This is a genomic window from Mogibacterium kristiansenii, from assembly GCF_029224645.1.
GTDB classification, from domain to species: Bacteria; Bacillota; Clostridia; order Peptostreptococcales; family Anaerovoracaceae; genus Mogibacterium_A; species Mogibacterium_A kristiansenii.
In genome coordinates, this window is record NZ_JAQXUZ010000004.1 from 71,482 (window position 1) to 95,986 (window position 24,505).

General features: G+C 51.1%; 24 protein-coding genes. 21 read left to right on the forward strand and 3 right to left on the reverse strand.

What is annotated here, in order from left to right; all coding sequences use genetic code 11:
- Positions 1-30: 30 nt before the first annotated feature.
- The 18 genes from fumC to PUE40_RS01735 all read left to right on the forward strand — a co-directional run bounded on the left by fumC (position 31) and on the right by PUE40_RS01735 (position 17,142).
- Positions 31-1,404 carry a class II fumarate hydratase gene (fumC, locus tag PUE40_RS01650; RefSeq protein WP_277671695.1) on the forward strand — a complete coding sequence of 458 codons (1,374 nt, stop codon included), beginning with the start codon at positions 31-33 and terminating at the stop codon, positions 1,402-1,404.
- A gap of 10 nt (positions 1,405-1,414) precedes the next feature.
- Positions 1,415-2,056: a hypothetical protein gene (locus PUE40_RS01655; protein WP_277671696.1), complete on the forward strand. Its 642-nt coding sequence runs from the start codon at positions 1,415-1,417 to the stop codon at positions 2,054-2,056.
- A gap of 174 nt (positions 2,057-2,230) precedes the next feature.
- The gene (locus tag PUE40_RS01660) at positions 2,231-2,524 is read left to right on the forward strand and encodes a YerC/YecD family TrpR-related protein (protein WP_154553420.1); all 294 of its coding nucleotides are present in this window, start codon (positions 2,231-2,233) and stop codon (positions 2,522-2,524) included.
- Positions 2,517-3,647 (forward strand): ATP phosphoribosyltransferase regulatory subunit, encoded by a 1,131-nt coding sequence (locus PUE40_RS01665; protein WP_277671697.1) that lies wholly within the window; start codon positions 2,517-2,519, stop codon positions 3,645-3,647. Before PUE40_RS01660 ends, PUE40_RS01665 begins: the two co-directional genes overlap by 8 nt.
- The gene (gene hisG, locus PUE40_RS01670) at positions 3,631-4,266 is read left to right on the forward strand and encodes an ATP phosphoribosyltransferase (RefSeq protein WP_277671698.1); all 636 of its coding nucleotides are present in this window, start codon (positions 3,631-3,633) and stop codon (positions 4,264-4,266) included. The genes PUE40_RS01665 and hisG overlap by 17 nt, the downstream gene beginning before the upstream one ends.
- A 34-nt stretch (positions 4,267-4,300) precedes the next feature.
- A complete protein-coding gene (gene hisD, locus PUE40_RS01675) occupies positions 4,301-5,578 on the forward strand; it encodes a histidinol dehydrogenase (RefSeq protein WP_277671699.1) in 1,278 nt (425 codons plus the stop codon).
- Positions 5,579-5,581: 3 nt separating this feature from the next.
- Positions 5,582-6,646, forward strand: coding sequence for a histidinol-phosphate transaminase (gene hisC / locus PUE40_RS01680; RefSeq protein WP_277671700.1), 1,065 nt, complete (start codon positions 5,582-5,584; stop codon positions 6,644-6,646).
- A gap of 3 nt (positions 6,647-6,649) precedes the next feature.
- Positions 6,650-7,435 (forward strand): imidazoleglycerol-phosphate dehydratase HisB, encoded by a 786-nt coding sequence (gene hisB / locus PUE40_RS01685; protein WP_330681517.1) that lies wholly within the window; start codon positions 6,650-6,652, stop codon positions 7,433-7,435.
- Positions 7,435-8,043, forward strand: a complete 609-nt coding sequence (gene hisH, locus PUE40_RS01690; protein WP_277671701.1) for an imidazole glycerol phosphate synthase subunit HisH — start codon at positions 7,435-7,437, stop codon at positions 8,041-8,043. Before hisB ends, hisH begins: the two co-directional genes overlap by 1 nt.
- Positions 8,044-8,054: 11 nt before the next feature.
- Complete coding sequence (gene hisA / locus PUE40_RS01695) at positions 8,055-8,768, forward strand: 1-(5-phosphoribosyl)-5-[(5-phosphoribosylamino)methylideneamino]imidazole-4-carboxamide isomerase (protein WP_277671702.1); 714 nt, start codon at positions 8,055-8,057, stop codon at positions 8,766-8,768.
- Positions 8,765-9,523: an imidazole glycerol phosphate synthase subunit HisF gene (gene hisF / locus PUE40_RS01700; RefSeq protein ID WP_277671703.1), complete on the forward strand. Its 759-nt coding sequence runs from the start codon at positions 8,765-8,767 to the stop codon at positions 9,521-9,523. The genes hisA and hisF overlap by 4 nt, the downstream gene beginning before the upstream one ends.
- 27 nt (positions 9,524-9,550) lie before the next feature.
- The gene (gene hisIE / locus PUE40_RS01705; RefSeq protein WP_154553429.1) at positions 9,551-10,204 is read left to right on the forward strand and encodes a bifunctional phosphoribosyl-AMP cyclohydrolase/phosphoribosyl-ATP diphosphatase HisIE; all 654 of its coding nucleotides are present in this window, start codon (positions 9,551-9,553) and stop codon (positions 10,202-10,204) included.
- A gap of 3 nt (positions 10,205-10,207) precedes the next feature.
- A complete protein-coding gene (locus PUE40_RS01710; RefSeq protein WP_277671704.1) occupies positions 10,208-11,029 on the forward strand; it encodes a histidinol-phosphatase in 822 nt (273 codons plus the stop codon).
- A 170-nt stretch (positions 11,030-11,199) separates the two neighbouring features.
- Entirely contained in the window at positions 11,200-11,961 is a 762-nt protein-coding gene (locus PUE40_RS01715) for an ABC transporter ATP-binding protein (protein WP_277671705.1), read from the forward strand.
- Positions 11,961-13,982 carry an FtsX-like permease family protein gene (locus tag PUE40_RS01720; protein ID WP_277671706.1) on the forward strand — a complete coding sequence of 674 codons (2,022 nt, stop codon included), beginning with the start codon at positions 11,961-11,963 and terminating at the stop codon, positions 13,980-13,982. The genes PUE40_RS01715 and PUE40_RS01720 overlap by 1 nt, the downstream gene beginning before the upstream one ends.
- Positions 13,983-13,999: 17 nt before the next feature.
- Entirely contained in the window at positions 14,000-14,671 is a 672-nt protein-coding gene (locus PUE40_RS01725; protein ID WP_277671707.1) for a response regulator transcription factor, read from the forward strand.
- Between the two features lie 37 nt (positions 14,672-14,708).
- Entirely contained in the window at positions 14,709-15,716 is a 1,008-nt protein-coding gene (locus PUE40_RS01730; RefSeq protein WP_277671708.1) for a sensor histidine kinase, read from the forward strand.
- A 58-nt stretch (positions 15,717-15,774) separates the two neighbouring features.
- The gene (locus PUE40_RS01735) at positions 15,775-17,142 is read left to right on the forward strand and encodes an MATE family efflux transporter (RefSeq protein ID WP_277671709.1); all 1,368 of its coding nucleotides are present in this window, start codon (positions 15,775-15,777) and stop codon (positions 17,140-17,142) included.
- Between the two features lie 483 nt (positions 17,143-17,625).
- Here the strand turns inward: PUE40_RS01735 and PUE40_RS01740 are convergent, their stop codons facing one another.
- Positions 17,626-19,029, reverse strand: coding sequence for a sodium-dependent transporter (locus PUE40_RS01740; RefSeq protein ID WP_277671710.1), 1,404 nt, complete (start codon positions 19,027-19,029; stop codon positions 17,626-17,628).
- A gap of 245 nt (positions 19,030-19,274) precedes the next feature.
- Between PUE40_RS01740 and PUE40_RS01745 the strand changes: the two genes are divergently transcribed.
- Positions 19,275-19,589 (forward strand): hypothetical protein, encoded by a 315-nt coding sequence (locus tag PUE40_RS01745; RefSeq protein WP_277671711.1) that lies wholly within the window; start codon positions 19,275-19,277, stop codon positions 19,587-19,589.
- Positions 19,590-19,728: 139 nt separating this feature from the next.
- On the opposite strand, the gene PUE40_RS01750 is transcribed toward PUE40_RS01745, so the two are convergent.
- Complete coding sequence (locus tag PUE40_RS01750; protein WP_277671712.1) at positions 19,729-20,625, reverse strand: hypothetical protein; 897 nt, start codon at positions 20,623-20,625, stop codon at positions 19,729-19,731.
- A gap of 403 nt (positions 20,626-21,028) precedes the next feature.
- Between PUE40_RS01750 and PUE40_RS01755 the strand changes: the two genes are divergently transcribed.
- Entirely contained in the window at positions 21,029-21,997 is a 969-nt protein-coding gene (locus tag PUE40_RS01755) for a DMT family transporter (RefSeq protein ID WP_277671713.1), read from the forward strand.
- Between the two features lie 113 nt (positions 21,998-22,110).
- A complete protein-coding gene (locus PUE40_RS01760) occupies positions 22,111-22,878 on the forward strand; it encodes a zinc ribbon domain-containing protein (protein ID WP_154553439.1) in 768 nt (255 codons plus the stop codon).
- Between the two features lie 51 nt (positions 22,879-22,929).
- On the opposite strand, the gene PUE40_RS01765 is transcribed toward PUE40_RS01760, so the two are convergent.
- A complete protein-coding gene (locus PUE40_RS01765; RefSeq protein WP_154553440.1) occupies positions 22,930-24,492 on the reverse strand; it encodes an ABC-F family ATP-binding cassette domain-containing protein in 1,563 nt (520 codons plus the stop codon).
- Positions 24,493-24,505 lie beyond the last annotated feature (13 nt).

The window sequence follows — 24,505 nt, forward strand, 5'->3', positions numbered from 1 at the left end:
TAGAATCCTCAGAGGGAAAGGCAAGGAAAGATGGAATACAGAATCGAAAAGGATACGATGGGAGAAATGAAGGTGCCGGCAGATCGGTACTGGGGTGCACAGACGCAGCGGAGTTTTCAGAACTTCAAGGTGGGCGGAAAGATGCCGGTGGAAATCATTCACGCATTTGCCTATCTGAAGAATGCAGCGGCTTGCGCCAACATGGACTTGAAGGTGCTGCCGCCGGAGAAGGCGTCCTACATTTTTATCGTGTGCGATGAAATTCTCCAGGGTAAACTGGACGATCATTTTCCGTTGGTGGTCTATCAGACCGGAAGCGGTACCCAGACCAATATGAACGTGAACGAGGTCATTGCCGGCCGTGCAGCGGATCTGGCAGGAAGTCGGGTGCTCCATCCCAACGATGATGTGAACAAATCCCAGAGCTCCAACGATACCTTTCCGACGGCCATGAGCATTGCATCGGTGTTCGCCATTGAGGAGAAGTTGATTCCGGCGGTGAACTGCATGATTCAGACCCTGGATCAACTGGAAAAGAAATACATGAAGACCATCAAGACCGGAAGAACCCATCTTCAGGATGCAGTTCCGCTTACATTCGGTCAGGAGGTCAGCGGCTGGAAATCCATGATGGAGCACAGTCTGGAAAACGTAAAGAGAACCTTGCCATCCCTGAAGGAAATCGCGCTGGGAGGTACGGCAGTGGGCACCGGCCTGAATGCGCCGAAGGGATTCGCGGAGCAGGCCGTGGTGAACCTGAACCGTTTGACGGGAAAAGATTTCGTCACCGCACCGAATAAATTCCATGCCCTGTCTTCGAAGGATGCTTACGTGGCGGCTCACGGCGCACTGAAGGGATTGGCGGCCGATTTGATGAAGATGGCCAATGACATTCGCTGGCTGGCCAGCGGCCCGAGATGCGGAATGGGTGAGATTACCATTCCATCCAACGAGCCGGGTAGTTCCATCATGCCGGGGAAGGTGAACCCGACTCAGACAGAATCCGCCACCATGGTAGCGGTGCGCGTGATGGGCAATGATACCGTAGTCGGCGTGGCCGCATCTCAGGGAAATTTTGAATTGAACGTGTACATGCCGGTAATGGCAGAGGCGTTCCTGGAATCGGTTAATCTGCTGGCAGAGTCCCTCACTTCTTTGGAAAAGAACTGCGTTCGGGGCATCGAGGTAAACGAAGAAAAGATGACGGAAAATGCGGAGAAGTCGCTGATGGTGGCAACCGCATTGAATACGCATATCGGATATGAGAAGGCGGCGCAGATTGCGAAGAAGGCTCACCGGGAGAACAGCACTCTGCGGGAAGCGGGAATCGATTTGGAAATGTACACCGGCGAGGAATACGATCAGTGGGTCAATCTCTTGCAGATGACCGGAGTGGAAGAATAACGAGGAATCAATGAGCGAACAGAACAAGAAAGAATTATACGTAGATCGAAATAACGATAAGTATCTGGGAGATTTAAATCTGCTGAACCGGAGGAAGAACGAATGGTATGCGGCGCATCCGAAGTATAAGCTGTACCGCCTCCTGACGTTCCTGGTATTCGGACTCGGGTGTTTTGGCATTTACAAGGCCTATCTCTTTACTCAAGGAGGAAGCACTGCCAAGGAGATGCTGCCGCTGCACGCATCCATCTGGGTAACCGGTTTGGTAACCCTTCTGGTGAACCGCTTGGGGAAGAAAGTGTACGAGAAGCCCTTCGGTGCGATTCATTCTGCCCGAATTGAGGCGGCGCCAAAGGGCCTGTACTACATCTATCAGCAGGGAATGATGATGATTACCTATTATATTAAGGATAAGGATCTCAAGGAAATCATTCGGGACGATGAAGTCAATTGCCTGTATTTCAAGGGGAAGGGCATGCTGGAAGTGAAGACCCCGAAAGAGGTTCGGCAGCATTCCATCAACGGAATATATGCGCTGATCGGATTTGACGAATACGATTTGGATGATTTGCTGGAACCGTACGGAGAATTGGTTCGCGTGCAGCCGGGAACCCTTCGCCGGAAATATCTGGAAGAAGGCTCGGAACAGTAGGCCTTGCCGGAAACGAAAGAATAACGAAATTGTGCTAAGAATTAATATTTTTAGCACAATTTTTTTATGTTTTTTTATAAAAACTAACCAAGAAAATTGACTTACAAAAAGCTGCGTGTTACAATGTTAGCGTGCTAAAGCATGAACACAACCGAAGAGGAGGGGATGGTTGGAATGAACGAAAAGGAAAAGAAGTATTACGATAATTTTGTTCGGGCCGTGTTATCTCTTCAGAATGAAGAGGAAGTGAAGGAATTCTTCGAGGATATCTGTACGATTAAGGAGATTCAGGATATTTGCCGTCGGCTGGAGGTGGCGAAGCTGCTGTCGGAGGGCATGGTGTTCAACGAAATCAGCAAGGAAACGGGAAGCAGTTCGGCGACCATCGGGCGGGTGAACAAATGCTTGATGTACGGACCCGGCGGATACAAAGCGGTATTGGAAAGGCTAAAGGAAGAGGATGATTGATTACGACAGAATTTTGAGGAATGACGAGAAGGCAGTGTATCGGCTTCGGGAGCTTTTCGGGAACTACGGATACCGGCGCTTTAAGACCGGAAAGTTCGAAGAGTACGAGCTGTACGCTGAGAATAAGGATTTTCTGGGGGAGGATGGAATTCTCACCTTTACGGATGCCCGGGGAAAGCTGATGGCGTTGAAGCCGGACGTGACGTTGTCCATCGCCAAGATGGCGGAACCCTTGCCGGGAGAGGTGCAGAAATTCTGCTACGATGATGAGGTCTATCGACTTTCCGGAGAATATGGGGATTTCCGGGAAATCACCCAGACCGGCATCGAATGCATCGGGGACATCGGATCCTACGATGTGTGCGAGGTGATTCTTTTGGCGGTGCGAAGTCTGGCACTGATCGATGAGAATTACGTGATGGATCTTTCCCATATGGGAATCGTTCGGGCACTGGCTTCTCTGCTGAATCTGCCCAAGGAGGCGGAACGAAAGGTGCTGCAGTGCATCGGAGAGAAAAACTTCCACGGCGCAGCGGAAATCTGCCGGAAACAGGGCGTTCCGGAGAAAATGATTCGGCGTCTTCGAAAGCTGATTACCACCTACGGTCCCATTGACGAAGTGGTGGGCGAGCTGGATCAGCTGGCGGTGAACAACACCATGCGTCGTGCTGTGGGAGAACTGAAAGTGCTGGTATCCGTATTGAAGGCACAGAAGCTGGAGAAGAACGTGCGCTTCGACTTCTCCGCGGTAAACGACATGGGCTATTATAACGGCGTGACTTTCCAGGGATTCATCAAGGGCATTGCTCGCCCGATTCTGGCAGGGGGTCGGTACGACAACCTGATGGAAGTGATGGGAAAGGAAAGTGCCGGCGCCATCGGTTTTTCCATTTCCATGGATTCCCTGGAAGAGCTGAACCGCGTTCGCCGTGACATCGATGTGGATGTGGTGATTCTGGATCAGCCGTGGGAAGATTTGAATCAGCTAAATCAGGTGGTTCGAGATTACACGGACCGGGGACTCAGCGTCTCCGTGCAAAAACGAGTTCCGAAGAAGCTCCGTTATCGCGAGCTGGTGCGAATTGAAAACGGGGAGGTGAAGACGGTTGAAAGAGACGATTAACGTAGCGCTTCCCAAAGGGCGACTGGGACGGAAGGTGTATCAGATGTTCGCCGATGCGGGTTTTGAATGCCCGGAGCTCCTGGAGGAAAGCCGCAAGCTTATTTTTGAAAATGAAGAAAAGGGCATTCGATATTTCTGGGTGAAGCCTTCGGATGTGGCAATCTACGTGGAACGCGGGGCTGCAGATGTGGGAGTTGTGGGGAAGGACATCCTCCTGGAAAGCAAGCCGGACGTATACGAGCTGCTGGACCTGAAGTGCGGCAAGTGTCGGATGATGGTCGCGGCGCCAAAGGATTGGCGGGACGACACGGGGCATACCCTTCGGGTCGCCACCAAATTTCCGGAAATCGCCCGGAAGTTCTACGGGGGTAAAAGCAGAGATATCGATATCATCAAGTTGAACGGATCCATCGAGATTGCGCCGATTCTGGGGCTGTCCGATGTGATTGTGGATATTGTGGAGACCGGGAACACCCTTCGGGCCAACAACCTGGAGATTCAGGAGACCATCGTGGACATCAGCGCCCGGTTTATTTCCAATAAGTCCGCATTCAAATTCAAGACTCGGGAAATCGAGGCGGTGCTGGAAGGACTGGCATCGGAAGTTTCCGAGAAGTAATGAAGCAGGGAAAGAAGGGTAGAGATTGCATACTATGATTAGAACTTACAAATACGGGGAAGTGGCCCCGGAAGATATTTTTGCCCGCACGGAGATGCCGGCAAATGTGGAGAACATTGTATCGGAAATTATTGATACGGTTCGGAGGGACGGGGACGAAGCCCTTCGTCAGTACAATCTGGAATTCGATCGCTCCCGAGAACCCCTGGAAGTGACGCCGGAGGAAATCGACGAGGCGTACCGTTCCGTGGATCCGGAGCTGATTGAAATACTGGAAGAGGCGGCGGCAAACATTCGGGAATTTCACAGCCGCCAGAAGAGGAACAGCTTTATCTTGAACGAGAAACCGGGAATTGTCATGGGACAGAAGGTGGTGCCGATTGAGAGAGCCGGTCTGTACGTGCCGGGGGGAACCGCGGCATATCCGTCCACGGTATTGATGAACTGCATTCCGGCGCACATCGCCGGAGTGTCGGAAATCATCATCACCACACCGGCCACGGATGGAAAAATCAGCCCGGTGCTGCTGGCAGCGGCAAAGATCGGCGGCGCAAATCGAATTTTTCGGGTGGGCGGAGCCCAAGCCGTTGCGGCGCTGGCATACGGAACGGAAACCATTCCGGCGGTGGACAAAATCGTAGGGCCGGGAAATGCCTTTGTGGCAGAGGCAAAAAAACAGGTCTACGGCATAGTTTCCATCGATATGATTGCCGGTCCCAGCGAGATTCTCATCGTAGCGGACGGAACCTGCGTTCCGGAAGTGGTGGCGGCGGATATGCTGTCCCAGGCGGAACACGACCGCTTTGCAACCGCGGTGCTGGTGACGGACAGCCCGGAATTGGCGGAAGCGGTACCGCAGGAATTGGAAAAGCAATTAAAGGTATTGCCGCGGGAGGAGATTGCCCGGGCATCCATTGACCATAACGGAAAAATTATTTTAACGGAAGATATCGAAACCGCAATCGATATCGCCAACGAGATTGCGCCGGAGCACTTTGAGCTCTGCGTGGACAATCCCTTTGATTATCTGGATCGAATCCGCAATGCCGGATCCGTCTTCCTGGGAAAGAACTGCCCGGAAGCGCTGGGGGATTATTTTGCGGGACCGAACCACACCCTGCCTACCGGCGGGACGGCGCGATTCAACAGCCCGCTGTCGGTGGACGATTTCACCAAGAAGATGCAGTATTCCTATTACACGGAGGATGCACTGGCAAAGATTGCGGATAAGGTGGCGCGCTTCGCGGCGGAAGAGGGCTTGGATGCTCACGGAAGAAGCGTTCTGGTGAGAAAAAACAGGAAGGAGCGGTAAGCCATGAGTCGATATATCAGAGAACGGTATAAAGGGTTTCAATCATATACACCGGGGGAACAGCCGAAGGAAATGGAGTACATTAAGCTAAACACCAATGAATCTCCGTTTCCGCCGGCTCCGGAGGTTTGCCGGAGGCTGAAAGAGGCGGACATGGAGCGGCTTCGGCTGTATCCGGATCCCACGGGACGCCGATTGAAGGCGATGCTGGCGGATCGGTTCCGGGTGGAGCCGGAGAACGTGTTCCTGGCCAACGGTTCGGACGACATCCTGAACTTCGCTATGATGGCCTTTAATGACGATGAAGACACGCTGCTGTTTCCGGATATTTCCTACAGTTTCTACGAAGTCATCGCCAACCTTCACGGGGTGAATTTCCGAAAGGTGCCCCTGCAGGAGGACATGACCATCGATTACAGGGATTACTGCCGGAACGACTGCAACGTCATTATTCCAAACCCTAACGCACCGACGGGAATCGCCCTGTCATTAGAGGTCATCGAAGAGATTGTAAAAGCAAATCCGAATCACGTCGTGCTGATCGATGAGGCATACGTGGATTTCGGAGCGGAGTCTGCCGTACCTCTTACCAAGAAATACGACAATATTCTCATCTCTCAGACATTCTCCAAATCCCGAAGCTTTGCCGGAGGGAGATTGGGATTTGCCATCGGAAATCAGGAGCTGATTCGAGATTTGATTACCCTTCAGTACTCTACCAATCCGTACAGCGTAAATACCCTGTCTTTGATTCTGGGAAGCGCAGCGATGGAGGAAGAGGCGTATTACCGAAAGAACGCCGAAATCATTCAGGAAAACCGGAAGTATACGGCAGAAACGCTGACGTCCATGGGCTTCGAGGTACTTCCGTCCAAAGCGAATTTTGTTTTTGCCCGTCGTCCCGGAATGGATGGCGACAAGCTTTATCGGAAATTAAAAGAGAAAGGGGTTCTGGTTCGTCATTTCACCACAGAACGGATTCAGGATTATGTTAGAATTACTATAGGTACGAAAGAGCAGATGGATGTGCTCTTTGAAAAGCTGAGAGAAATTCTGCAGGAGGAATAGAAGATGAGAAAAGCCGAAGTGAACCGTTCCACGGGAGAAACGCAGGTGCAGCTTTATCTGGATCTGGACGGCAGCGGTTGGAGTGAAATCGATACGGGGATTGGATTCATGGATCATATGCTGGTGCTGCTGGCGAAGCATGCCGGGTTTGACCTGAAGGTGAAGTGTCAGGGGGATGTGTACGTGGACGATCACCATTCGGTGGAAGATATCGGAATCAGCCTGGGACTGGCCTTTGCAAAGGCGCTGGGGGATAAACAGGGCATCTGTCGCTACGGAGATACGACTTTGTCCATGGATGAAGCCTTGATTCTCACCTCTCTGGATATTTCCGGCCGATCATATTTGGATTACCGAATGGAAATTCCAACGGAGAAGGTGGGGACCTTCGATACGGAGCTTGCAGAGGAGTTCGTGATGGGGTTCGTTCGAAATGCCGGCGTGACCCTTCATATCCGGCAGCTGGCGGGAACAAACAGTCACCATATCATTGAGGGAATGTTCAAATCTCTGGCCCACACCTTGCGAAAAGCGGTGGCGGTGGATGAGCGCTTCCGCAATGAAATTCCTTCCACCAAAGGGCGACTGACGGAGACGGAAGAGGATGTGATTCCCATAGAGGATGAATACGATGATGTTCCCCGGGGGCTGGGCAGCGACACCTATTCCAAGGGCATCGCGAAGGGAATGACCCAGCAGGTTTCTCGGGAGCCGGCAGCCCCGGTTCGGAAGGAACTGTCCTCCACGGAGGAGCTGGAGAAAGAGCTTCTGAAGAAAGGACTACTGTAATGATTAGAATTATCGATTACGGGGTAGGGAACCTGTTTTCCCTGAAATCCTCGTTGAGAGCGATTGGAATCGATGCGGATTACACCGGAAATCCGGCGGAAATTCGGAAAGCGGATAAATTAATTCTTCCGGGCGTAGGCGCGTTCCGGGATGCCCGGGAAGCCCTTCGAAGCACCGGCCTGGACCGAGTGGTACAGGAAGAAGCCGGAAAGGGAAAGCCCTTGATGGGTATCTGCCTGGGAATGCAGATGCTCTTCGATCGGAGCTATGAGTACGGCGAATACGAAGGCCTGGGATTGATTCCGGGAGAAATTGTTCCCATGGAGGGACGAATCCCAAAGGATCTGCCCATCCCTCATATCGGATGGAACGAGCTGATGCTGAAGCAGCCCAGCCCGCTGATGAAAAACACCGCCAATGGGGACTACGTCTACTTCGTGCATTCTTATTATGCGGAGACGCCGGCGGAGTACGTCATCGCCACCACGGATTACGGGGTGGAAATGACCGCGGCGGTTCAGAAAGATAACGTGTACGGATGCCAATTTCATCCGGAGAAAAGCAGTGAGGTGGGACTTTCGATTCTGAAAGCTTTCTGTGAACTATAGGAGGTATGCCAATGAAAATTTTACCAGCCATCGATCTCTATGAAGGAAAAGCCGTTCGACTGTTCCGGGGAGATTACGACCAGATGACCGTCTACGATGAAAACCCGGTGAACACGGCGCTGAAATTTAAAGAAGCCGGTGCTCGCTGGATTCACGTGGTGGATTTGGAAGGTGCCCGGGATGGGGGAACACCGAATATGGGGGTGATTAAAGAGATTATCGATGCCACCGGTCTGAAGGTGGAAATCGGTGGCGGCATTCGAAATATGGAAACCATTGAAAAGTATATCGATATGGGAGCGTCCCGGATTATCCTGGGCACGTCGGCCATTACCAACGAAAACCTGGTGGTGGAGGCGACGCGTTTGCATGGAAATCGGATTGCGGTAGGTGCCGATGTAAAGGACGGCTATGTGGCAATTCGGGGATGGACCCAGAAATCCATGTACACGCTTCACGATTTCTGCGAGAACATGCAGATGAAGGGCGTGAAATATATCATCTGCACCGATATTTCCAAGGACGGTGCGCTGGAGGGAACCAACCGGGCCATGTACGAAAAGCTGACTGCGAAGTACAAGATGCGCTTCATCGCTTCCGGCGGAATTTCGTCCATCGAGGACATTCGGGCCTTAAAGGACATCGGCCTCTACGGTGCGATTATCGGAAAAGCGTATTATCAGGGCGTGATTGATCTGAAGAGCGCAATACAGGAGGCAGAATGATTACGAAAAGAATCATCCCCTGCCTGGATGTAAAAGATGGCAGAGTCGTGAAGGGCGTGAATTTTCAGGGCCTCAGCGACGTAAATTCCCCGGTGGAACTGGCGGAATACTACACGAAAAACGGTGCGGACGAAATGGTATTCTACGATATCACCGCATCCGCAGAGGGACGGAAGCTGTTCACCGAAGTGCTGACCGAAGTGGCCTCCAAGGTATTTATCCCGCTCACCGTGGGCGGCGGCATCAACAGCCTGGAGGATTTCGACCGGGTGCTGAAGTGCGGTGCCGACAAGGTCAGCGTGAATTCCGGTGCCATCCGGAATCCGGAGCTGATCCGGCAGGCGGCGGAAAAATATGGAAACCAGTGCGTGGTCCTGTCCGTGGATGCAGCTCGGGTGGATGGAACCTATCGGGTTTTCGCCAAGGGCGGCCGAGAGAACACGGGCATGGATGCGGTGGAATGGATTCGAGAAGGTGTGGAGAGAGGCGCCGGCGAAGTGGTGCTCAACTCCATCGATACCGACGGCGTGAAACAGGGATTTGACCTACCGATGCTGAAGGCGGTGTGCGAAGTGGTGGATGTACCGGTCATCGCTTCCGGCGGTGCGGGCTGCATTCAGGATTTCGTCACCCTCTTCCAAGAGATTCCGACGGTAAGCGCCGGTCTGGCGGCGTCCATTTTCCATTTCGGAGAAGTGGCGATTCCGGATTTGAAAAAAGCACTAAAGAAAAACGATATTTCCGTTCGGCTGTAGAAATCGAAGGGACAAAGGGGAGAGACGATGACAGAGATTGATCAGTTGAAATTTGATGAAAAAGGATTGATTCCGGCAGTAATTGTGGAAGCCGGAACCCACCGGCTTCTCATGGTGGCGTACATGAATCGGGAAAGCCTGAAGATTTCCATGGAAACGGGGAAAACCTGTTTCTGGAGCCGGTCCCGCCAAGAGCTGTGGACCAAAGGGGAGACCAGCGGCAATTACCAGCACATCGTGAGCATCACGGCGGACTGCGACCTGGACACCCTGAAGGTAGTGGTGGAAAAGGACGGCCCGGCGTGCCATACCGGGGCGGAAACCTGTTTTTTCAACCCGGTATACCAAAGCGAGGAGAAGTCTGATTTTACCATGGATGCCCTGATGGAGCTCATTCGGGGGCGGAAGACGAATCCTCAGGAAGGATCCTACACCACCTACCTGTTCCGGAAGGGACTGGACAAAATCCTGAAGAAAATCGGGGAGGAGTCCACGGAGGTCATTATTGCGGCGAAGGACAACGACCCGAAGGAGACCATTTACGAGATTTCGGATCTAGTGTACCACGTGATGGTGATGATGATCGAGCAGGGGATTTCGCTGGAGGACATTCGCCGGGAGCTGGCTTCCCGCCACGTAATCGATCACAAGGTAAAGCAGGAGAAGAGCAGAGCGGAGTAACCCATGGACTGGAAAAGAAATTATCACACCCATACCGATTTTTGCGACGGGCAGAACACACCGGAAGAGATGGCCGAGGCGGCGGCAAAAAAAGGATTCACCGCGCTGGGTTTTTCCGGGCATTCCTATACGGATTTCGACACCTTCTATTGCATGACGCCGGAGACTTTTCCGGAGTACTGCCGGCAGGTGCGGGCCCTTCGGGAAAAATATGAGGGGCAGATGGAAATCCTGCTGGGGGTGGAACGGGACTTCTATTCGGATCTCGATTGCCGAGATTTGGATTATTCCATCGGATCGGTGCACTACATCCGGTGGGAGGGAGAGTACATTCCGGTGGACGAGAGCGAGGAAGTGGTTCGAAAGACCATCGAGAAGTTCGGAAACGACCCATACGCCTATGCGGAGACGTACTTCGATACAGTGGCCCGGGTGCTGGAACAGACAGGTTGTGATTTCATCGGTCACTTTGATTTAATCAAAAAGTTCAACCGAAACGGGACAGTGCTGGTGGACGAGCATCATCCGCGGTATGTGACGGCCTGGAAGAAGGCGCTGGAGCGGCTGGTGCCTCAGGGACGGCCTTTTGAAATCAACACCACGCCCCTGAGCTGGCGAGAGGATGGAGAATGCTATCCGTCCCGGGAAATTCTGAAGGAAATCTGTCGGCTGGGCGGACGGATTACCATTTCCAGCGATGCTCACAGCGTGGACCATTTGAATCGAGGGTTTGATCAAGCTCTTGCCATTGCAAAGGAAGCCGGATTCCGGACGGTGACGGTGTTCCACGGCGGCGGCGTGACGGAGGAAATTCCGATTGAATAGTTTACGAATGCCGGGGATGGAGATTCCGTCCCCGGTTTTTGTGAGGTAACGAGGTGACGGAAATGTCACATGAAGCGGCGATTTTGTCACGAGGTTCGATGTTTCGGAAAAAGACATTGAAGTATCATAGATTCAACAGATGAATGATAAACCAAAAGGAGGATACAGAAATGTCAATTCTGGAAGTGAAGAAAATACGGAAAACTTATCAAAGCCGATTCGGCGGAAACCGGGTGGAAGCATTGAGGGATGTGACCTTCTCGGTGGAACCGGGAGAATATGTGGCAATTATGGGAGAATCCGGATCCGGCAAGACCACTCTGCTGAATATTCTGGCGGCACTGGATCAGCCGACCGGCGGAGAGGTGGTACTGGATGGGATTCCGCTGAATTCCGTTTCCGATGCCGAACTGGCCAAGTTCCGACGAGAGAATTTGGGATTCGTATTCCAGGAATATAATCTGCTGGACACATTGAATCTGAGAGATAACATTCTCCTGCCACTGGTGCTGGACGGACAAGAGGTGAGTACGCTGAAGGAGAAACTCGAAGAAGTGGTTTCGGTCATCGGTATTCAGGACCTGATGCTGAAATATCCCTTTGAGGTTTCCGGCGGACAGAAGCAGCGGGCGGCAGTGGCGCGGGCATTGATTACCCATCCGTCTCTCATTCTGGCGGATGAACCGACGGGGGCGCTGGATTCCCAGTCCACATCGGATCTTCTGGGTGTTTTTCGGCGAATCAATCAGAAAGGGCAAACCATTCTGATGGTCACTCATTCCGTGAATGCGGCAGCCCATGCGGATCGAGTGATGTTCATCAAAGACGGAGTGGTATTCCATCAGCTGTACCGGGGGAAGAGCGACGACCAGGAATTGTATCAGAAAATTACGGACACCCTCTCCATGTTGCGGAGAGGAGGTGAGCGGTAATGTTCTCTTCATTGTATAGACGAATTGCCCAAAACAATCTGCAGAAGAATTATCGTTATTACGTTCCCCGGATTCTTACGGAAGCCGGATTGACCGCCTGCTTCTACATCATGCTGACCTTGGCGCTGGAACCCAAGATGAAGAACATTTACGGCGGGGAATACCTTCCCACCTTTATGATGCTGGGAACCTTTATCCTGGCGATTCTTTCCGTCGTGCTGTTGATGTACACGGCCAAATTCCTGATGAAACAGCGGATGCAGGAATACGGTCTGTACTACGCACTGGGGATGGAAAAAAAGCACGTCGCAAGGGTTTTTGGTTACGAAAGCGGAATAAGCAGTGCCGCGGGCATCGGCATTGGCATCGGTTCCGGGATTCTGTTCTATAAGCTGAGTCTGTTGATTCTGACGAAGATGATGGGGACCGAAACCATCCCAAAGGTGAGTCTGATTCTTCCGGCTGCATTGGGCGGTACCGTTCTGTTTTTCGCCGCAGTAGATATAATGACCTATCTGGCGAATCGAATTCGTCTGTCCCGAATGAATACCACGGAATTGCTGCACAGCAAGGAAATGGGCGAACGGGAACCGAAGACGAAAATTCTCCTGCTGCTGGCGGGAATTGCTGCGTTGGCGGCAGGATACTACATTGCCCTCACCACGGATAGACCGCTGGATGCTTTGAATCTGTTTTTCATTGCGGCATTTCTGGTCATCTCGGGCACATATTTGCTGTTCGGAGCGGGAAGTATTTTTATCCTGAAGGCATTGAAGAAAAACGAGAAATTCTATTATAATAAAAACCATATGATTGGAATCTCCGGAATGCTGCACCGGATGAAACGAAATTCGGTGGGGTTGGCGTCCATTGCGATTCTGTCCACTTGCGTTCTGGTGATGGTGTCCACTTCTCTGAGCCTGTACAGCGGAATGGACGACGTGGTGGAAAGTCGCTATCCGAAGCCGCTGTACGTATCGGAGCAGGGCGTGACAAAAGAAGATACGGTGGTATCCCTGCCGGTGCCGGCACTGCGAAGAGCTCTTCAGGACGCATCGGAAAAAACCGGAATGAAAATAACCGAAATCGACGATATTCACTCGCTGGATGGAATGGTCCTTCCGAAAGACGGGGCATGGAATCCCGTGAATTCGGAAGGAACCGATTTGACTCGATGCATTTCCGTCGGCATTATCACGCAGCGGATGTATGAGGCGATGGGCGGCGAGAAGCTGAATTTGAAGGGAAATGAAATCGCCCTTTGCTCGCTTCGAACTTCGGTAGATTATTCCATGAAGATCTTGAATTTGAACCATCAAAAGCTGAAGGTTCGGAAGTGGATCAATTACTTCCCGGTAAAGGAGAACAGAAGCAGTCTGTCCAATACCAAACGATACGGAATCGTTGTGGCAGAGGAAAGCGTCGCCCGACGCCTCAATCAAAATCACGCCTTCAGCACGGTAAACTGTCTGGGAGTGGGATTTAAGAATCCGGCACAGACGTATCGAGAGGGGGAGGAATTTACGCGAATTTTTCGTCAGCGGGTTACATCCATTCTGGCAGAGGATTACGGCATCCGTGGTGTTGTCCCGGCGGTGGATTCCGCATGGGATGTGAAGGGTGCATTGAAATCCATGTACGGATCCTTTCTGTTTCTGGGAATCCTCTTGGGAATGGTGTTCCTCTTTGCTACGGTGTTGATTATCTATTACAAGCAGATTTCGGAAGGATATGAAGACCGGAAACGGTTTCAGATTATGGAAAAAGTGGGTATGAGTTCCGGAGAGGTGAAAAAGACCATTCAATCCCAAGTTCGGATGGTATTCTTCTTACCGGTGATGGTCGCCGGCGTTCATACTGCGGTGGCATTTCCGATTCTCATTGAATTGCTGAAAGTCCTGATGCTTACCAACAAAGCCCTGTTTATCGGATGCGGCTTGGGGGCATACGGGATGTATGTGCTGGGATATGGGATTATTTACCGTCTCACGTCCCGAATCTATTATCGTATTGTGCGGTAGAAGGATGGGTGAATTGTATGTATCGAATTTTTATCGTAGAGGACGATAAAAACCTGGCGGAGTTAATCGAGAACCAGTTGACGGGTTTTGGAAATGACGTTCGAACCGTTTCGAATTTTCGAAACGTAATGGAAGAATTTCAGGATTACGATCCCCATCTGGTATTGATGGACATCGGATTGCCCTATCTGAACGGATTCCATTGGTGTGAAAAAATCCGGGAGATTTCGGGCGTTCCGGTACTCTTCCTGTCTTCCGCATCCGACAACATGAATATCGTGATGGCCATCAATATGGGTGGAGATGATTTTGTCGCAAAACCCGTGGATCCTCTGGTGCTTTCCGCAAAGGTAAAAGCAATCCTTCGAAGGAGCTATGAGATTGAGGGAAATCCGAACATTATCGATTTCGAGGGTGCCCGGCTGAACTTGAATGACGGGATGCTGTCGGTAAACGGTACATCGGTGGAATTGACCCGGAATGAATTTCGAATTCTTCGAACCCTGCTGGAGAACAAGGGTCGAATCGTCAGCCGCCAGGATTTGATGCTGGCCTTATGGCAGGATGACTGCTATGTAGAAGAAAATACGCTGACGGTGAATGTGGGAAGGCTTCGGAAGAAACTAGAGGAAGCCGGACTCCGAGATGTAATTGTTACAAAACCCGGACGAGGGTATCTCATTTCTTAAATCCGTGGAGTAAACGTTGGAAGGAGGTGAACGCCCTTTGCTGAAAACATTTCTGAAAGAGAATCGGAGCTGGATTCTGCTGCCGGCAGCGGTGATTCTGTTGAATTTTGGGACCTTCTGGTTGTACCGGATGGAGATGGAACCGTTTATTTACGGAACGGTTCTTTCCGGTGTTGTGTGTGTGTTAGTGATTGGACTTCGTTTTCGAAAATTCGTTAACGGATGCAGAAAACGGGAACAGGTGATTTCGTCCGTGAAGCCGGACGCGCCGGACGTCTTTGGCCTCAATCCCGAAGTATTTTTGGGAGAAGAGGAGAGCCGCACGGAGAGGGACTACCGAGAAATGCTTCGATGCCTTCGAAATCGAGCGCTTCAGCAGGAACAGCAGTTCCTGGAGGAGCGGGAGGACATGGAGGATTATTACACGAAATGGGTCCATCAGATTAAAACCCCGATTTCGGTCATGCGGCTGGCGCTTCGGGAGGAGGATACGCCGGAGAATCGTCGGCTTCTCAGTGAACTCTTTCAAATCGAACAGTATGTGGAAATGGTGTTGCACTATATCCGGTTGGATTCTTCCGGCAACGATTTGATGATTCAGGAATACGCGTTAGATGATTTGATCCGGGAATCCATTCGGAAGTTTTCTTCCCTGTTCATCAACCGAAATGTGCGGCTGGAGTACCGTAAGGTGGAGGGCGTTCGAGTGACGGATAAGAAATACTTTGCCTGCGTTTTGGAACAGATTCTATCCAATGCGATTAAATATACCGATACGTATGTGCGAATTGAGGCCGATGACCGGGGAAGAATTCGAATCGAGGACGATGGACCGGGCATTGAGGCATCCGATATTCCGCGAATTTTCGAAAAGGGATACACCGGCTGCAACGGAAGACAGGAGATGAAATCCAGCGGGCTGGGGCTGTATCTATGCAGCCGGGCGGCGAAAAAGATTTCTGTGGAAATCGACGTGGATAGTGAACCGGGTCGGGGAACTGTTTTCTCTTTAAAGCTTCCGGAGCAAATAAAAATACTTGACTGAGTTCCTCGGTGTGGTAAAATATGCTTCATTGTATCGATTTTACCGGGAGGAAAAAGGATTGAATCAGGATAAAGAGTTTCTGGGCACGGAACCGGTGGGAAAGCTTCTTCGGAAGCTGGCGATTCCGACGGTTGCCGCACAGCTGATTAACATGCTGTACAATATTGTGGATCGAATCTATATCGGACATATACCGGGAGATGGAAATCTGGCGCTGACCGGCGTGGGAGTCTGTCTTCCGGTTATTATGATTGTGTCGGCCTTCGCGGCGCTGATCAGTTCCGGCGGAGCACCGAGGGCTTCCATTAACATGGGAAAGGGAGATTACGACACGGCGGAAGGGATTTTGGGCGGATGTTTTCTGCTGCAGGTTCTGATATCTCTGGTGCTGACAGCAGTACTGCTTCTCTTCGGTCGGGAGATGCTCCTTTCCTTTGGGGCCAGCGGAAACACCATCGATTACGCAGATTCGTACCTGAAAATCTATGCGCTGGGAACCATCTTTGTGCAGCTGACACTGGGAATGAATTCCTTCATCACCGCCCAGGGCTTTGCCCAAATCGGAATGCGCACGGTGCTCATCGGGGCGGTGTGCAATATCTTGCTGGATCCGGTGTTCATCTTCCTCTGCGGCATGGGTGTCCGGGGAGCGGCGCTTGCCACGGTGATTTCCCAGGGAATTTCCGCAATCTGGTGCGTGCGGTTCCTTGCCGGAAAGAAAACTCACCTGCGGTTGAAGAAAGATAAAATAAGACTTCATGCGGCCATCCTGCTTCCGTGTGTGGCGTTGGGACTTTCGCCTTTCGTGATGCAGGCCAGCGAAAGCATTATCTCGGTATGCTTTAATTCCTCCTTGCTGAAATACGGAGGAGATGTGGCGGTGGGAGCCATGACCATCTGCACCAGCGTGATGCAGTTCGCCATGCTGCCGCTGCAGGGAATCGCCCAGGGGGCTCAGCCGATTTCCAGTTACAATTTCGGCGCCCGGAATGCCCCTCGAGTGCGGGAGACCTTCCGGTATCTCCTTCGAATCAGCGTGATGTATTCCGTGGGATTATGGCTGTTCATCATGGTGGTGCCGGGAGCATTCGGCAGCATGTTTACCTCTAATCCGGAACTGTTGATGTTTGCCGAGAAGGCGCTTCGCATCTACTGCGGCGCCATGTTCATCTTCGGCATTCAGATTGCCTGCCAGATGACCTTTATATCCACCGGAAATGCGGTGTGTTCCATCATCGTGGCGGTGGTACGAAAGTTCGTGCTGCTGCTACCGCTAATTTACATCGTGCCGCATCTGGTATCCCATCCGGTGTGGGGAGTCTATCTGGCGGAGCCGGTGGCGGATATTATTGCGGTGACGTTTACGGCAGTGCTGTTCGGAAATCGGTTCCGGAAAGCGCTGGAACGGCTGTCACAGGAGGCATAGCCGGTAGCTGCGGCATGGTCTAATCCGGCTTGTCGGTGCAAATTCAGGAAATTGATGTAGGAACGCTAAAAATAGATGTTCCTGCATCAATAGGGGTGTAGCCGCCGAACGATTGGAGGGACGGTGTCCGGCGGAAATGATAGGATGTGATGCAGAAAAGCAGAAAACCGCTGCTTCTGCATCACTTTTTTTATGGAATGAAAGTAAAGTGGAATGAAAACAATATAAAAATGATTGGAGTTGATGCATGAGCTGAAAATAATGGTGCTCGTACATCAAATCTGAAAATGGAGTTGATGTACGAGTCGGAAAAACAAGTGGTCATGCATCACTTTGCAGCAGAGATATCGACATACAAAGTAACCGCCCTTCGTTGCTTGTTGTTGGATTATAAAGTGAAGAACCATAAAAAAGCGGGATAGTTATTAAGAACTATCCCACAATTATTCGTAAAGTACCTGTTTTTATGGAAATAATATTATTCTAGCTAAACCAGCCGAAGCCGAAGAAGGAGTCCAGCTGTCCCAGAAGTACGAAGAAGGTGAATACCGGTGCAATCCAACGGATGCAGAAGCGGTAGAATTTCTCCGTCTTAAAGTTGGAGCTCTGATGGATTTCCTTCGGGAGGATTTCCCGATCAATCCAGCCGAAGAAGAAGGTGGCGAACAGGGAACCCAGCGGCATCATGATGCCTTCCGCCAGAAGGTCGAAACCGTCTACCCAGCAGAATTTGCCGAACATAGCAGGGAGGTTCTGTCCCAGACCGTCGTAGGCAATCAGTGAGCCCAGAACGGCGGAGAGGATTCCGAAGAACCAGCAATAGAATTTTCGCTTGTCGCCCTTGCCCTTGTTCATGGCGTCGTCGATAAAGGAACCGGCAATGGCTTCCAGAATCGCAACGGAGGAGGTCAGCGCCGCGATGACAACCAGTCCGTAGAAGATAAATCCGATGAACGGACCGATACCGCCCATTCCGTTGAATACGGTCTGCAGGGTCATGTACAGAAGTCCTACGCCGCCCTGCGGAGACTGACCGCTGGCAAATACAGCCGGCATGATTGCCAGACCTGCCAAAACGGCGATAACGGTGTCGGCCAGCGGGATAATCAAACTGCTTCGTTCAATATTGGCATCTTTGGCGAGATGAGAACCGTAGGTAATGGTAATGCCCATTCCGATGGAAAGGGACAGGAACATCTGGCCGCCGGCAGCAGAAAGTACGGAAATCCAGCCGGTTCCGTGGAACACTTCAAAGTTCGGTTTGAACAGGAATGCAATTCCGGCGGAAGCGCCCGGCAGGGTAACGCTTCGTGCGATTACCAGGAGGAGCATCACGAACAGTGCCGGCATGGCGATTTTGCTGAACCGCTCGATGCCTTCCTCGATACCATAGCTTACGATGACGATGGTGATCAGAAGAAATACCAGTGTATAGATGATGGACTGGGTGGTGTCCGCTGTCAGGTTGGAGAAGTAGGCAGCACCATCTACGCCGCCAACGCCCCAGCTTGCACCGAACACATCTCCCAGATTGGCCAGCATGTACTTGATGCAATAGCCGCCCAGATAGGAGTAGAATCCCAGAATCAGGAACGGCGAGAGCATGCCCAGCCATCCGACAAATGCATACTGTTTGCGAATGGATTTGTATGCCAGAACGGTGGACTGGCCGGTATAACGGCCCAAAGCCAGCTCGGTCATGGTGAGAATGTATCCGGCGAATACCGCCAAAAGCAGATACAGGATAAGGAAGGCAAAGCCGCCGTTCATTCCCAACTTATAGGGAAACCCCCACATGTTTCCCAGGCCTACCGCAGAACCGATGGCGGCCATCAAAAAGCCGAAATTGCTGCTCCAGGTTCCTCTCTTTTGTTGATGTTCTTTCATTGTTTAATCTCCTGTGATGTTCTTAATTGATGGTATTTCTTGCGCTTTCATTCGAAAGCTCGATTTTGTATGCTTATTATAACCATCGGGAATTTACTTGTCAAGAAAAACAATAAATTATAGAAAATTGATGTGAATATACAATATTTGTGCAATAGAGTCAAATTTTCAGGTTAATTTTTGATGTATTTTTATATAAAGTCAATTCTCTTATATAAAGATCAAGTTTGCGGTTTAAAAGTGCTGTGGACAGGAATGGGCGGAGTGGGGGACTTGGTGCAAAGGCGACGGAAGAACAAGGGCTGGAAGGGATTCGTGCACCAAGTCAAAGCGCCCGGATTTGGGAAAAGGTGGGGGGACTTGGTGCAAAGGCGACGGAGGAACAAGGGCTGGAGGGGATTCGTGCACCAAGTCAGAGCGCCCGGATTTGGGAAAAGGTGGGGGGACTTGGTGCAAAGGCGACGGAAGAACAAGGGCTGGAGCGGATTCATGCACCAAGTAAAAGCGCCCGGATTTGGGAAAAGGTGGAGGGACTTGGTGCAAAGGCGACGGAGGAATAAGGGCTGGAACGGATTCATGCACCAAGTCAAGTATGTGGAGATGGAGAATGGTATATAGATTTGGTACAAGCTCTTGATTGAGGAAAGTCTTTCTTGTGCCGGACGTGCATGACGGTCGCGAACTTGTTTTTACCGGGGATTATCTCAAGAAATCACGAATAAATTTGTCATCCAGAATGGGTCCTTGACGTTGTACGGCAGAGCTTGGAGGGGATGACATAATCATGGTGCACATACGTTCCAATGTTTCAAGGTCGATGCCGCCGTCTGGAAGTTCTTTGGTGGTGAACAGATTGACGCCTTCGGTAAAACCAAGGGTTCGGTAGGCCTCTTCCTTTAGCAAATAGTTTTTGCGGTAGTTGTCCTTCATTTCCGGGTGAAACCACAAGCCGAGATGTTCCACGATATATAAATAAGGAATCTGAGGATGAATCAAGAGAAAGTCCGGAAATAAAAACTTGCCGTTGGCTAAGCGAAACGGAAATTCGTACAGAGGATGATACCCTCTTTGCCAAAAGCGATCGTACATTATCACTTCTCCTCGTGAACGTATCAGTGTACCGTCGATGGCTTGGAATTTCAAGGATTCGGGATTCCGCGGAGGAATGCTGTTCTTAAAGCCAACTAATTCGTCGAAATACTTGTTTATATCATATCCGGCAAATTGCGGAAATCCTTTTGCGGGGACGTATGTTTTTGGAAGTCCGCTCAATATGGAGTCGTACTCGGGAGCGCGGTAATTCGCTAACAAGTTTTCCTCCAATGCAATGTTGTTTTTGAGCAGAGAAATGGCTTTGTTGCAATAGCGTAATTCTTGGATGGAACGAACGTCCGGGTGGTCTTCGTTTCCAAGATAGAGCCAGGGGTGAGCAGGATTTTCCCGGCAATGGTAATAAGTGGTGCCGCCTGAATTTTTTATCTTAAGTGTGCAGCCATCGAATTGAATCAGTTGGCTCTTTCTAGATTCCAGTTGCTGAAGCATGTCGGATTGTTCTTGAAGATCGGCTTTTACCGATTCGATGCAATTGTATTTCATAAGATCTCCTTTCTAATAGTGTGTTTTGGATGTCTTTCTATTATGCCAGAAAAATAATTCCCCTTCAGTACACATTTTTGCTCTATGGTATAGGGTGTCGGGGTACGGGTCGGGAAAAAGGCAGGGAGACTTGGTGCAAAGGCGACGGAAGGTCAAGGGTTTGAGGGGATTCATGCACCAAGTCAAAGCACCCGAATCTGGAAAAAGGCGTGGAGACTTGGTGCAAAGGCGACGGAAGAACAAGGGTTTGAGGGGATTCGTGCACCAAGTCCCCGTTCGTGGCGAACGAAAGAAGCCAAAGGAACCGTTCTGTGCCTGCAATCCCCTTTCATATATTGAGAATTATCCCGGGAAATGCTATACTAGTACGAAATTTTGTAAAGAATAAAGGAAATGATGCGAAGTGAGTAAGAGAACGAAAGGGAATCTACTGTTATTGTTAACGTCCTTCATCTGGGGAAGCGCCTTCGTGGCGCAGAGTTCCGGGATGGATTACGTGGGACCCTACACCTACAACATGGCCCGGAATGTCCTGGCCTTTCTCTTTCTGATTCCGGTAATTTACGTAATCGGGAAGAAGAAAGGGGTGACGGACAACGCGGGCTCCGGAACGGGAATCGATGATGTAGCGTCCGGGGAAGCAAATTGGAAATCCATCCTGCTCCCGGACAGGACCACTTTGGTGGGCGGAATTTACTGCGGCCTAGTAATGGCGGTAGCCAGTTCCTTGCAGCAAATTGGAATCACCATGACGACAGCGGGAAAAGCCGGATTCATTACGGCGCTGTATATTATCCTGGTGCCGCTGATGGGTGTTTTCATCGGAAAGAAAATTCCGCGAATCATCTGGTTCTGCGTGGTGTTGGCCATGGCAGGATTCTATTTACTGTGCGTAAAAGAAGGTTTTAGCATATCTAAAGGGGACATTTTGGTACTCTTCTGTTCCGTGGGCTTTTCGGTGCACATTATGACAATCGATCATTTTACCTCGAAAGGGGTGGATGGCGTTAAGATGGCGTGCATCCAATTTGCGGTGGCAGCGATTGTGATGACGCCGGTGATGTTTTTGCTGGAGAACCCGTCCGTGAGCGGACTCCTTTCGGCATGGATGACCATCGCTTACGCGGGAATCCTGTCCAGCGGCGTGGGATTCACCCTTCAGATTGTAGCTCAGAAGGACACGGATCCGACCACCGCCACCCTGATTATGAGTTTGGAATCGGTATTTGCCGCAGTGTCCGGCTGCCTGTTCCTGAACGAGGTGCTTCTCCCGAAAGAAATTCTGGGGTGCATCCTGGTGTTCGTGGCGGTAATTCTGGCTCAGGTTCCGCTGCCGGTGAAAAGCAAAGAAAAGAGAACCGTCGCCGAATAGACTCCGCATATCGTACAAGCAAACACCACCGGGACATTCCGCAGGGGAAACAGCAAGTTGCTTTTCCAAAGTCCCATCGGTCTGTTATCATATCCGTAACGGAGGTGGAATGAATGGAAACGAAAGATATAATTTTGGAACTTCGTACCCGGCAAGGGTTGTCCCAGGATGAGCTTGCGGAGAAGGTGATGGCGACCCGGCAGGCGGTATCTCGTTGGGAGACCGGCAGAACCGTTCCCAATACGGAAACGCTGAAATTGCTGTCCAAGGTGTTGGACGTATCAATCAATGCGTTGCTGGGCGAACCTCGTCCGCTGATCTGTCAGTGCTGCGGGATGCCTTTGGAAGATGATGAGATTATCAGCCGGAACAGCGATGGAACCAAGAATGAAGATTACTGCAAATGGTGCTATGCGGACGGAACTTATACGTACAGCAATATGGATGAGCTAATTGACGTTTGCGTGACTCATATGGTAAAAGAAGATTTTACGGAGGCGCAGGCGCGAGCGTACATGCAGGAATTGCTTCCGACGCTGGATTATTGGAAGAAATACGAATCGCTCAGCGATGGCGGGCAGTTTGAGGAGTTTAAAAAACAGCTTATAAAAGAAATCAACGACCTTCATGTCGAAGGCCTTCCAAAGGTCGAGAAACTTAATGCACTCGTGGGCAAATATGTGAATCTGGAATATCCGCTGCCGAACGGCCAAAGCGTGAAGCTCCTGGATGACCGGACGACCTATTTGGGAAATCAGCTGGATTCGGAGTTTGGCGGAGACCGATGCTTTGGAGTACTTGCCGGCATGGATTTCATCATGGTGTCCACTTTCGGGGCAGAGGGAGAGAATCCGGAGCTGGTTCTTTATAAAAAAAGATAAGCAAAAGAGCGTGAACCGAGGGAACATACCCGAGCGTTCACGCTCTTTATATTACACCAGTTTCGTGGTCCACCGGGAGCAGTCGATCACCCGGGTGGCCAGGCCTTCATAGAATTCCGGCTCGTGGCACACCATGAGAATGCTGCCGTTGTACTCCATCAGCGCCCGTTTCAGCTCGTCTTTGGCATCCACGTCCAGGTGGTTGGTCGGCTCGTCCAGAACCAGAATATTGGAATCCCGATTCATCAGCTTGCACAGGCGCACCTTGGCCTGTTCGCCACCGGAAAGCACCCGAATTCGGCTTTCAATGTGCTTTGAGGTGAGACCGCAGCGAGCCAGCGCCGCTCGCACTTCCCGCTGGTCCCAGGATGGGAATTCGTTCCAAATCTCCTCGATGCAGGTGGTATCCACATCCTGACTCATTTCCTGCTCGAAGTAACCAATCTGCATATACGGATCCTTCTCAATCTGACCTTCCAACGGCGGGATCAGTCCCAGCAAGCTCTTCAGCAGAGTGGTTTTCCCGATTCCGTTGGCACCTGTGAGAAGCACCTTCTCCTTTCGCTCCATGACGAAATCCAGCGGCTTGGAAAGCGGCGTATCGTATCCGATGACCAGCCCTTTCGTCTCGAAAAGGAACCGTCCCGGCGTGCGCCCCAGGTGGAAGTCGAATTCCGGTTTCACCCGTTCCACCTGCTTCTCAATCAGCTCCATATTATCCAGCTTCTTCTGGCGGGACATGGCCATGTTTCGGGTGGAAATTCGAGCCTTGTTCCGGGCCACGAAATCCTTCAGCTGAGCGATTTCCTGCTGCTGCTTCTGGTAGGCCGCTTCGTGCTGCGCCTTCCGCATCTCGTACACCTTTATGAAATCGTCGTAATCCCCCACATACCGGTCCAGCTTGTGATTTTCCATGTGATAAATCAGGTTGATTACGCTGTTCAGGAACGGAATATCATGGGAAATCAGGATAAAAGCATTTTCGTAATTCTGCAGATACCGCTGCAGCCATACGATATGTTCCCGATCCAGGTAGTTGGTCGGCTCGTCCAGCAAGAGGATTTCCGGCTTCTCCAACAGAAGCTTGGCCAACAGCACTTTGGTTCGCTGTCCGCCGGACAGCTCCGTAACATCCCGGTCCAGTCCCAGGTCTGTCAAGCCCAGCGCCCGGGCTACTTCATCAATCTTCGCGTCAATCATATAGAAATCATGAGCGGTGAGAAGGTCCTGCAGGGTGCCGGCTTCCTCCATCCGCGCGTTCATGGTATTTTCATCCACATCCGGATCTCCCATGGACATGTACAGGTCGTTCATCTCCTGTTCCATCTCAAAGAGGTAGTCAAAAGCGGTCTTCAGCACGTCCCGTACGGTCTGCCCCTTGGTGAGGACGGTGTGCTGGTCCAGATAGCCCGCACGAACGCGCTTCGACCATTCCACCTTTCCTTCATCCGGCGAAAGCTTACCGGTGATGATATTCATAAAAGTAGACTTGCCTTCTCCGTTGGCGCCCACCAGTCCGATGTGTTCACCGGACAGAAGTCGGAAGGATACATCATCGAAAATCTGGCGGTCTCCAAATCCGTGGGTCAGGTGTTCCACGTTTAAGATGCTCATAAATATATATTCC